The organism is Mameliella sp. MMSF_3455 (genome assembly GCF_030733205.1).
Classification (GTDB): Bacteria; Pseudomonadota; Alphaproteobacteria; order Rhodobacterales; family Rhodobacteraceae; genus Antarctobacter.
This window is the reverse complement of record NZ_JASHJL010000038.1, coordinates 37,781-48,269: the sequence shown is the minus strand read 5'-3', so window position 1 is coordinate 48,269 and position 10,489 is coordinate 37,781. Positions and strand designations below refer to the sequence as shown.

Sequence of the window (10,489 nt, the reverse complement as noted above, 5' to 3'; positions counted from 1 at the left end):
TGCCCCGGACCCCCGAGGTAATTTTCAAACCAAAGCAGCAGAAGGCCGGGTCTCAGCCCTCCGCGTCCGCCTCATAGGCTTCGATGATGGCCGCGACAAGCGGGTGGCGCACCACGTCCTTGCCGGTGAAATAGTTGAACGAGATGCCGGGCACATGGTTCAGCAGGCGTTCCGCGTCGGCCAGCCCCGATGGCACGCCACGCGGCAGGTCGATCTGTGTCCGGTCGCCGGTGATCACCATGCGCGAGCCTTCGCCAAGCCGGGTCAGGAACATCTTCATCTGCATGGTGGTCGCGTTCTGCGCCTCGTCCAGCACGACAAAGGCATTCGACAGCGTGCGCCCGCGCATGAAGGCCAGCGGCGCGATCTCGACCGACTTTTCCTCGCGCATCTTGGCAAGCTGCTTGCCCGGCAGGAAATCGTTGAGCGCATCCATCAAGGGCTGCATGTAGGGATCGACCTTTTCCTCCTGCGTGCCGGGCAGAAAGCCCAGCCGCTCGCCCGCCTCGACGGCAGGGCGGCAGAGGATGATCTTGTCGACCTCGCCGGTGATCAGCATGTTCACGCCGACCGCAACCGCCAGGTAGGTCTTGCCGGTGCCCGCCGGACCGATGCCAAAGGCCATTTCGTTGGCGTAGAGCGATTGGACATAGGCCTTCTGCGCGTCGGTGCGCGGCTCGATCAGCTTCTTGCGGGTCTTGATCTCGACCTTGCCGCCGCTGAACATCTCAAGCTGCTCGTCGGGTTCCTCGTCCTCCATGCGAAAGGCACGGTCGATGTCGCCGCGATCCACCTCGCGGCCCTGTTCCAGCCGCTCGTACAGCGTGCGCAGCACCTCCGCCGCCTCGGGCACCGCGTCCTCGGGGCCGTGAATGGCCAGCTGGTTGCCGCGGCGCAGGATCTGCACCCCGGTACGGGCCTCGATGTCTGTCAGATTGCGATCGAACTCTCCACAAAGATCGATCAGCAGTCGATTGTCTGGAAATTCAACGATGGCTTCGGTCAATGTGCCCGCTGTCAAACCCGTCTCCTGCACAGGGCCGTCCGAATCCGGACGCGTGTTTCTGCTAGATATGGTGCACCCGGCAGTCCGATGGCGCAAGTGTCGGTCGCGGCTTGGCGCGGAATGTCATTCAAGTGCCACAAAAACAGACCGCGCGGCAGATGCCGCGCGGCCCATCTAGACCCTGCGTGCCTCTCAGGGTCGGGATTACAGCGGGTCGCCGATGATCGAGGTCGAGCCCCCCTTGAAGTCGCCCGTGGCGACGGTCGGGGGCGCGATGCCCGAGCAGACCGGCTTGCCGTATTTGTCCAGGCGCTGCGAGAGATAGCCTTCGACACCGTCGTCGATGATCCAGTGATCGCAGCCGTTCGGATCGACCCAGATGCCGGCCTTCATGCTGGTCAGGTCGTTGCTGTCGATGGACTGGCGGTCGCGACTCTTGTCCGGGCCGACCGGGTCGCAGGCGGCAAGGCCGGCGGCAGCGACAACCAGAAGGATCGGTTTCACGAAGTTCATTGTCCTTGTCCCTTCTGGATTACCGGAAGCAGAGAATTTCGACACGGCGGTTCTTGGCCATGCCCTGTGCCGTCCGGTTGGAGGCAATCGGCATCCGCTCGCCATAGCCGCGCACGTCGGTGATGTTGGCCCCGACGGAACGGGCGATCCGGGCCACGGCCATCGCGCGGTTGTAGCTCAACTTGATGTTGTACTCGTCCGAGGCGCGGCTGTCGGTGTGACCGGCAATCACGTATCCCACGGCAGAGGCGCTGCGAAAGAACTCCGCGATGCGCGCCTGGCCGTGCCTGGAGATCTTGTAGCTGTCGGTGGCAAAGAACTGGTCGGCATTCATCACGCCGCAGGTGTTGGCACGGCGGCAGACCGGGATGCCCTTGCGGTCGACATGGGGGCTCATGTAGCCTTCGACGCCGTCGTCCATCACCCAGTGTTCGCAGCCGTCCGGATCGATCCAGATGCCCGGGATGTACTGTTCACCCTTGATGGTGCGGGTGTTCTGCGTGGAAATGAACGGCTCTTTCCCAGCGTCCTCGGCGATTGCCGGCGCGACGGCCGACAGACCAACGAGAGCCGCAAGCGCCATCGCGCCGATGGCCTTGGTAATGCGATACGCCACAGCCTGGTCCCTTGGTTATAGTTTCCCCTGATGCCTGCGCGCGGTTTGGCAGCGCGCGCAAACATTTTTACTATAAACAACACATTAGCAAAGTTGCCTGCCCTGTGAAGGGAAAAGCGCTGCACACTGTCCCAAAATCGGAAACAGTTCTCGCAACCACCTTGATTCACTGTGGATAATCGGAACCCTTTTTTTGAAACAATGGGTTCCGGGCCAGCGCTAGAGCGGGTTCATCACCCCTTTGAGCGAGTTCGGGCCACTGGATTCGATTCGGATTCGGGCCAGGTCCCCGGGCGCGATCCCCTCGGCCTGCACATGCACGGCATGCAGGTATTCCGATTTGCCCACCATCTGCCCCGGCAGCCGTCCGGGCTTTTCGAACAGGACATGCACGTCGCGGCCGACCATCGCGTCCTGCAGGCTGCGCTGCTGTTTCGTCAGCAGCGCTTGCAGCCGTTGCAGCCGGTCGTCCTTTTCGTCCTCGGGCACCTGCGGGCGCTCGGCGGCAGGGGTGCCGGGCCGTTCGGAATACTTGAACGAAAAGGCGCTGCCGTATTCCACTGCCTCGATCAGGTCCATCGTGGCCTGGAAATCCGCCTCGGTCTCTTCGGGAAAACCGACGATGAAATCGCCCGACAGGTGCAGGTCGGGACGCGCCGCGCGCAGCCGTTCGATCAACCGCAGGTATTGCTCTGCCGTGTGCTGGCGGTTCATCCGCTTCAGGATCTTGTCGCTGCCCGCCTGCACCGGCAGGTGCAGGTAGGGCATCAGCTTGTCGCAGGTGCCATGCGCCTCGATCAGCGCCTCGTCCATGTCGTTGGGATGCGACGTGGTAAAGCGGATCCGCTCCAGCCCGTCGACCTCGGCGAGGGCATGGATCAGGCCGGCCAACCCGCCCGCGTGGCCGTGGTAGGCATTCACGTTCTGCCCCAGCAAGGTGATCTCGCGCACCCCGCGCTCCACCAGGTCGCGCGCCTCGCGCAGCACGCGCTCTGCCGGGCGCGACACCTCGGCGCCCCGCGTATAGGGCACCACGCAGAAGGCGCAGAACTTGTCACAGCCCTCCTGCACGGTCAGGAAGGCGGTCGGCCCGCGTTTCGCCTTGGGCCGCCCCTTGAGGTGGTCGAACTTGTCCTCCTCGGGGAAATCCGTGTCCAGCGCCTTGCCGCCGCCGCGCACCTTGGCCTCCATCTCCGGCAGGCGGTGATAGCTTTGCGGGCCAACCACCAGGTCCACCATCGGCTGGCGGCGCATGATCTCCTCGCCCTCGGCCTGGGCGACGCAGCCCGCCACGCCGATCTTCAGGTCCGGGCGCGCGGACTTCAGCCCCTTGTAGCGGCCCAGTTCGGAATAGACCTTCTCCGCCGCCTTCTCGCGGATGTGGCAGGTGTTCAGCAGGATCATGTCCGCGTCTTCGGGGCGTTCGGTGGTCTCGTAACCCTCGCCGCCCATCGCCTCGGCCATGCGCTCGCTGTCATAGACATTCATCTGGCAGCCGTAGGTCTTGATATAAAGCTTCTTCGGGGCCATGTCGCGCGCTCCTGCTCTCGGGTACGAGGGCTGCGGATACCGCAGAATCCCCCCATCTTGCAATGCACCAGATTTTCACTGATTCTGCCGCAAAAGCCCCGCCAGAGGCCGAGCATGTATTACAAGGACATAGATCACTTCCTGTCCCGCGGCGCCGGGGCGCTGCAACGCGGGCCCGTCGCGCTGATCTTTGCCGAAGACGGCGTCGAACTGGACACCACCCTGCGCCATCATCGCCATTGCGGCTTTCGCAGCGTGATCCTCTTCGGCGCGGAGGAGCTTGCCCCGCCCGAGGACCTGCGCGGCAAGGTCCATCATGTCGCCCATGACATGCACAGGGACGGCGCGCTGCAGGCGGCGGTCAACCGCCTGATACCGGCGGCCGAGGGCCAGTGGCTCTACTACTGCTACAACGCCGAATACCTGTTCTTTCCCTTCTCGGAAAACCGCACCGTGGCAGAGATGCTGGCCTTCCACACCGAGGAACGCCGCGACGCCATGCTGACCTATGTCGTCGATCTCTACGCCGGGGACCTGCAGCGCCACCCGGACGCCGTCTCACTGGATGACGCATGGCTGGACAAGTCGGGATACCATGCGCTCGCCCGGCCTGACCCGAAACACCACAACCACCCCAAGGAACGGCAACTCGATTTCTTCGGGGGGCTGCGCTGGCGGTTCGAGGAACACATCCCCCCTGACCGGCGCAAGATCGACCGGATCGGGATCTTTCGCGCCCACCCCGGCCTGACCCTGCGCGAGGATCACACCTTTACCGACGAGGAATACAACACCTACGCCTGCCCCTGGCACAACAACCTGACTGCCGCCATCGTCAGCTTTCGCACCGCCAAGGCCCTGAAACGCAACCCCGGCTCCACCTTCGACATCCGCACCTTCCGCTGGCACAATTCCGCCCCGTTCGAATGGCACTCGCGGCAATTGCTGGATCTCGGCCTGATGGAGCCGGGTCAATGGTTCTGACAACCGGCCCGGGGGCGTCAGGCGGGCGTCACCCCACCGCCGGACCGTGCGGCCGGTTCAGCCGAAATCCTCGGTCACGATCTGCCGCTCTGGCACACCCAGCTTCTTAAGCTCGCCGGGCATCGCCTCGACCATCGGATCGGGGCCACAGACATAGCAGACGTCCCGGTCCGGATCGACGAAGTCCTCCAGCATCTCCTTGTCGATCAGGCCCCGTGCCAGCGGACTGCCCTTTTCCTCGGTCACGGTCCAGTGACAGCGCAGGCCCGGCATGGCCTCGAACGTGTTGCGCATGATGATGTCCTGCTCGCATTGGTTGGAAAACACCAGAGTGTTGCCCTCCAGCGTGCCTTTCTCGGCCAGCTTCTTGCGCAGGATGGAAATGAACGGCGTCACACCCGCGCCCCCGGCGATGAAGACCCCGTCACCCTTGTCCTCGATCGCGCCCCAGGGGTCGCCGATCAGAACGGTGTCGCCCGGCTCCAGATCGGCGATCTGCTCGGTCACGCCGTCATGCTCGGGGTAGGACTTGATCACGAACTCCAGCCGATCCTCGTCGGGCAGGCTGGTAAAGGTGAAGGGCCGCTGTTCCTCGCGCCAGCCGTCGCGGTCGAGCGCAAAGTCCGTGGCCTGACCCGGGGCATAGTCATAGCCCGCGGGCTTTTCAAAGGTCAGACGGCGCACGTCATGTGTCAGCCGGTCGACGCTCTGCAATTCGATCTGATGTGTCATGGAATCCTCCAATCTCTTGGAGGGTCAACGCCCGATGCCGCGTCGGGTTCCGGGAATTACAGCGCGTCGCCGTAGGTGCAGATGGTGCCATGCCCGTCCGTCGCGCGCACCAGTCGGTCATTCCGATAGACCGCGTGGACGTAGCGCGCGCCGCCATCGTAGGCATAGCTGATGCAGGCTTCGTCCCAGTTCGCCGGGTTGCGCTCGTATCCCGCATCGAGGCCAAAGATACCCTCGGCCTGCGCCGGGGACATGCCGCTGGACAGCTTGCGCGCCTCCGGGCCCTGCCCGCCGCCGGTGCTGCCGCTGACGGCCGTTGCGCCTTCCATGCAGCCGCTCAGCGCCGCCGCCATCCCAAGGATCAGTGCCACCCGACGCATCGCCGCCTCCGTCAAAGGTTCTCCAGCTGCGGCATCCCGATCGTGTGATAGCCGCCGTCCACCATGATGACCTCACCCGTGGTATAGGCGCCCGCGTCCGAGATCAGCCAGACCGCCGTGCCGCCCACCGCCTCCAGCGTCGCATTCGACCGCAGCGGGGCGTTCATACCTGTGTGCTTGTAGGTGCGCCGCGCACCGCCGATGGCCGCGCCCGCCAGCGTCTTCATCGGACCGGGCGAGATCGCGTTCACGCGGATTCCCTCCGGACCAAGGTCATTCGCCAGGTAGCGCGTCGTCGATTCCAGCGCCGCCTTGGCCACGCCCATGACGTTGTAATTCGGCACGACCCGGCTCGACCCGAGGTAGGTCAGCGTGAGCATCGTGCCGCCATCCGTCATCAGCGGATGCACCCGCCGCGCCACCTCGATGAAGGAATAGACCGAGATGTCCATCGAGTTCTTGAAATTCGCCCGGCTGGTGTTCAGGAACCGTCCCGTCAGTTCGGTCTTGTCCGAATAGGCAATCGCGTGCACCAGGAAATCCACCCGGCCCCACCGCTGCCCCAGCGCGTCAAAGGCCGCGTCCAGCGAGGCATCGTCGGTCACGTCCACGTCGACCATGAAATCCGACCCGACGCTCTGCGCCAGCGGCTCCAGCCGCTTGCCGAACGCCTCCCCCTGGTAGGTAAAGGCCAGCTCCGCACCCGCCTCGGCACAGGCCTTGGCAATTCCCCAGGCGATCGAACGCTCGTTCGCAACGCCCATGACAAGCCCGCGCTTGCCTTCGAGACTAATGGTCATCCCACTCTATCCGCGCATATCAGTCATTGTATCGCGACAGCACCATCGACCCGTTGGTGCCGCCAAAACCAAAGGAATTCGTCATCACCGAGTCGAGCCCCGCGTTCTCGACCACCTCGGTCGCGATCTCCGCGGGCTTCAGCGCCGGGTCCAGCGTTTCCACGTTGATCGACGGAATGATGAAATCATGTTCCAGCGCCAGCAGGCAATAGATCGCCTCCTGCGCGCCGGTCGCGCCCTGGCTGTGGCCGGTCATCGACTTGGTCGACGACACCGGCGGGGTCGTGCCCTCGCCAAAGACGCGCCGCACCGCTTCGATCTCACCCACGTCGCCGACGGGGGTCGAGGTGCCATGCGCGTTGATGTAGCTGACCTTGCGGCCCTCCGGCAGCGTGCCCAGGGCGATCCGCATCGCCCGCTCGCCGCCCTCGCCCGAGGGCGCCACCATGTCCGCCCCGTCCGAGGTCGCGCCATAGCCGGTCACCTCGGCATAGATCTTGGCACCACGTGCCTTGGCGTGTTCCAGTTCCTCCAGCACGAGCATCCCGCCCCCGCCAGAGATCACGAACCCGTCGCGGTCCTTGTCGAAGGCCCGGCTCGCCTTCTCCGGCGTGTCGTTGAACTTCGACGACATGGCGCCCATCGCGTCGAAGAGACAGCTCAGCGTCCAGTCCAGTTCCTCGCCGCCGCCGGCGAACATCACGTCCTGCTTGCCCAGCATGATCTGCTCCGCCGCGTTGCCGATGCAGTGCAGCGAGGTCGAGCAGGCCGAGGTGATCGAATAGTTGATCCCCTTGATCCTGTAGGCGGTCGAGAGGTTCGCGCTCACCGTCGAGCACATGCATTTCGGCACGGCAAAAGGCCCGACGCGCTTGGTCGCGCCGGTTTTCAGCACCGTCTCATGCGCCGTCAGCATGGCGCTGGTCGAGGGCCCACCGCTGCCCGCCACGAGGCCGGTGCGCGGGTTCACGATATCCGCCTCCTCCAGCCCCGCATCCGTGATCGCCTGGCCCATGGCGATATGGGCATAGGCCGCCCCCGGCCCCATGAAGCGCAGCGTCCGCTTGTCGATATGCTGGGATACGTCCAGATCGATGGCCCCGGCGATCTGGCTGCGGAACCCGTGTTCCTTCATCTGCTCGTTGGCAGTGATGCCCGAACGGCCCGCCTTGAGCGAGGCAAGGACCTCTTCGGCAGTGTTGCCGATGCTCGAGACGATCCCGAGCCCGGTGACGACGACGCGGCGCATGGAGCCTCCTCCTGATGTGTCAGGGTCTTAGTAGGTCAGATGCGGGGGGAGGCGCAAGGAGGGAGGGCTTTGCAAACGCGGCGCAACGTCACCAGGCCGCAGGCTGGACCGGCCCACACCCGCCGTTCAGGCCCTGGCCGATCGCCGCGGCGCAGCTTCCCCGAACCGGCCATTCGTGCGTCGTGCAGCATTCTTAGAGGATGAGGGTCCGCAATGCGGACATCGCCGATCTTCGGACCAATCCCGCCGAAACACCTTGAGGCTCATCTGGATTAATTGACTTGCTGCCGGCCACGCAGGATCAAAATCGCAAGTGCAGCAAGAGCAACGGCCGACAACCCCAGCGCCACGACAAGAGCCAGATTGTAGCCGGAGACGCGCCACAACAGCGCGGATGTTTGCGGGGCGACGGCTCCAGCGATCAGGAACGGCACGGCCATGAACCCCGCGATCATGCCAAATCCGCGGCGGCCCAGAACCTCGGCCATGACAACCGGCTTCAGGATGCTGATGACGCCAAAGCTTGCCCCGAACAGCAGCGCAAAGGCGAAACCGGCACGCGGCATGGCGGGGACGATGAATAGCAGCACGGCGATGGCAAGGCTCAGCCCGACAAAGGACATCGCGGCCACCGTCACCCCTGTCACCCGGTGCCCGGCTGCCATCAACGCCAGGCGCCCCGCGACCTGCATCGGGCCGAACAGCGACGCGGCAAGGACAGCTTGCCCAAGGGTAAGCCCACGGTCGGTCAGGATCGGCATGACATGGGTGATGATCATCGCATAGGCGAGGCCGATGAACGAAAATGCCAGCAGGATCAGCCAGAATTCAGGCCGGGCACGTGCGGCCACAAAGGCGGCAAGGTCGCCCGCCTTGCGCTCGGTCGTTTGATCGTCCTCGGGGCAGCATTCCAGCATCGTGGCCCCGGCGAACATGGCCGGCAGCCCGACCAAGGCCACCGCCCCGGCAAAGCACAGCACCGCTCCGCGCCAGCCCAAGGCCTCTGCCAGGAAGGCCCCCGCCGGATAGGCAAGGGTCGAGGCAAAGCCCGCCACAAGGGTGATCCGCGTGATACCACTGCGCGCGCGATCATGGGCGGTGCGGGTCACGAAAGCAAAGCAGGGTTCATAAAGGCACAGCCCCTCGGCCACGCCAAGGCCCAACCATGCGAGGAAAAAGACCGGGTAGCTTTGTGACCCGGCCAGCAGCAGCAGCGACAGGGTGCCGATCACCAGCCCTCCGGTCAGCAGCCAGCGGCCCCGGCCCGCGTCGATCATGCGCCCGGCAAAGGGCGACACCACAGCCGCCGTCAGCGTGGCGCACATGAAGGCGAAGGCCAGCCAGCCCTTCCCGTAGGGCAAAGCCTGCTCCCAGGCCAGAAGCAGCGCCGCAAAGATATAGAAGAACGCGCTGTATCCGACGGTCTGAGCCACGCCCAGCAGCCAGAAAGCCAGCCTTTCCGCCCGTTCAGGTTGGGCCTGGGAAAAACGATGTGGGTCCAGTCCAATCACTGCCAATGCCCGGTCGATCCCCGTCGCCAATCCGGTCATCACACGGCCTTGGCCTGATTGACCCGGGCAGACAGCGCCGCGTGGTCCTCGTCCCGTTCGGAGTAGCGGTCCACCAGGTGGTCACGGATGTCACGGGTCAGCAGGGTGAATTTCACCAGCTCCTCCATCACATCGACGATGCGGTTGTAATAGGGGGTAGGTTTCATGCGACCGTCGTCATCGAATTCGTCCCATGCCTTGGCGACCGAGGATTGGTTGGGGATGGTCAGGAGTCGCATCCAGCGGCCAAGGATGCGCAACTGGTTGACCGTGTTGAATGACTGCGAGCCGCCGCAGACCTGCATGACCGCCAGCGTCTTGCCCTGCGTCGGGCGCACACCGCCAAGCGACAGAGGGATCCAGTCGATCTGGCTTTTCATGATGCCCGTCATCGCGCCATGCCGTTCGGGCGACGACCAGACCATGCCTTCGCACCACGTCACCAGATCGCGCAGTTCCGCCACCTTGGGGTGATCGACGGGGGCACTATCGGGCATGGGCAGGTCGCGGGGATCGAACATCTTCACTTCGGCCCCGAAACGGGTGAGAATACGCGCCGCTTCCTCTGCCGCAAGGCGCGAATAGCTGCGTTCGCGGAGCGAGCCGTAAAGGATCAGGATCCGGGGCGCGTGGGGGCTGTGGCTTTTGGGAAAGAGGGTATTCGGGTCGATCGGCGCAAAGGCGGCTTCGTTGATCTGGGGGGTGTCGTTCATGGGCGGGCTCCGGTCTTGTCGATCACCATCTGGCCGTCCTCCTTGTAGAGCGGGCCAGGTGGCAGCCGGTCGAGCAGGTCGAAAACGGCCTCAGAAGGGCGGCACAGGCGCACGCCTTTGTGCGTGCAGACGATGGGCCGGTTCACGAGGATCGGATATTCCAGCATCGCATTCAGGATCCTATCGTCAGAAACGCCATCTGCCAGCAGCCCCATCTCTTGCGCCGGGGATTTCGTTTCGCGCAACGCCGCGCGCGGCGTCAGATCGGCGGCGGCAAACAGCGCCAGAAGTTGCGGGCGGGTCCAGCCTTCGGCCAGGTAGTTGATGACGACCGGTTCACCCCCGCCGGCGCGAATGAAGGCCAGCACATTGCGCGAGGTGCCGCAGTCGGGATTGTGGTGGATGACGATCATGGT

Annotated in this window: 12 protein-coding genes; 1 reads left to right on the top strand and 11 read right to left on the bottom strand. The window is 64.5% G+C overall.

The window, feature by feature from the left end; all coding sequences use genetic code 11:
• Nucleotides 1-52: 52 nt before the first annotated feature.
• From RBB42_RS21675 to miaB, 4 genes are all read right to left on the bottom strand, one after another.
• Entirely contained in the window at nt 53-1,021 is a 969-nt protein-coding gene (locus RBB42_RS21675; RefSeq protein WP_305970762.1) for a PhoH family protein, read from the bottom strand.
• Between the two features lie 189 nt (nt 1,022-1,210).
• Nucleotides 1,211-1,519: a hypothetical protein gene (locus RBB42_RS21670; protein ID WP_305970763.1), complete on the bottom strand. Its 309-nt coding sequence runs from the start codon at nt 1,517-1,519 to the stop codon at nt 1,211-1,213.
• Nucleotides 1,520-1,538: 19 nt separating this feature from the next.
• Entirely contained in the window at nt 1,539-2,135 is a 597-nt protein-coding gene (locus tag RBB42_RS21665) for an OmpA family protein (protein ID WP_305970764.1), read from the bottom strand.
• Nucleotides 2,136-2,354: 219 nt separating this feature from the next.
• Nucleotides 2,355-3,665 carry a tRNA (N6-isopentenyl adenosine(37)-C2)-methylthiotransferase MiaB gene (gene miaB / locus RBB42_RS21660; protein ID WP_305970765.1) on the bottom strand — a complete coding sequence of 437 codons (1,311 nt, stop codon included), beginning with the start codon at nt 3,663-3,665 and terminating at the stop codon, nt 2,355-2,357.
• Between the two features lie 114 nt (nt 3,666-3,779).
• On the opposite strand from miaB, the gene RBB42_RS21655 reads away from it, so the two are divergent.
• A complete protein-coding gene (locus RBB42_RS21655) occupies nt 3,780-4,649 on the top strand; it encodes a hypothetical protein (protein ID WP_305970766.1) in 870 nt (289 codons plus the stop codon).
• Nucleotides 4,650-4,706: 57 nt separating this feature from the next.
• Here RBB42_RS21655 and RBB42_RS21650 read toward each other — a convergent pair whose 3' ends face one another.
• From RBB42_RS21650 to RBB42_RS21620, 7 genes are all read right to left on the bottom strand, one after another.
• Nucleotides 4,707-5,381 carry an FAD-binding oxidoreductase gene (locus RBB42_RS21650; protein ID WP_305970767.1) on the bottom strand — a complete coding sequence of 225 codons (675 nt, stop codon included), beginning with the start codon at nt 5,379-5,381 and terminating at the stop codon, nt 4,707-4,709.
• A 56-nt stretch (nt 5,382-5,437) separates the two neighbouring features.
• Nucleotides 5,438-5,761, bottom strand: coding sequence for a hypothetical protein (locus RBB42_RS21645; RefSeq protein WP_305970768.1), 324 nt, complete (start codon nt 5,759-5,761; stop codon nt 5,438-5,440).
• Between the two features lie 11 nt (nt 5,762-5,772).
• A complete protein-coding gene (locus RBB42_RS21640; RefSeq protein ID WP_305970769.1) occupies nt 5,773-6,561 on the bottom strand; it encodes an enoyl-ACP reductase FabI in 789 nt (262 codons plus the stop codon).
• Nucleotides 6,562-6,580: 19 nt separating this feature from the next.
• Nucleotides 6,581-7,810: a beta-ketoacyl-ACP synthase I gene (fabB, locus tag RBB42_RS21635; RefSeq protein ID WP_305970770.1), complete on the bottom strand. Its 1,230-nt coding sequence runs from the start codon at nt 7,808-7,810 to the stop codon at nt 6,581-6,583.
• A gap of 272 nt (nt 7,811-8,082) precedes the next feature.
• Complete coding sequence (locus RBB42_RS21630) at nt 8,083-9,360, bottom strand: MFS transporter (protein ID WP_305970771.1); 1,278 nt, start codon at nt 9,358-9,360, stop codon at nt 8,083-8,085.
• Complete coding sequence (arsH, locus tag RBB42_RS21625; protein WP_305970772.1) at nt 9,360-10,073, bottom strand: arsenical resistance protein ArsH; 714 nt, start codon at nt 10,071-10,073, stop codon at nt 9,360-9,362. Before arsH ends, RBB42_RS21630 begins: the two co-directional genes overlap by 1 nt.
• Nucleotides 10,070-10,486 (bottom strand): arsenate reductase family protein, encoded by a 417-nt coding sequence (locus tag RBB42_RS21620; RefSeq protein ID WP_305970773.1) that lies wholly within the window; start codon nt 10,484-10,486, stop codon nt 10,070-10,072. The genes arsH and RBB42_RS21620 overlap by 4 nt, the downstream gene beginning before the upstream one ends.
• Nucleotides 10,487-10,489: the final 3 nt, after the last annotated feature.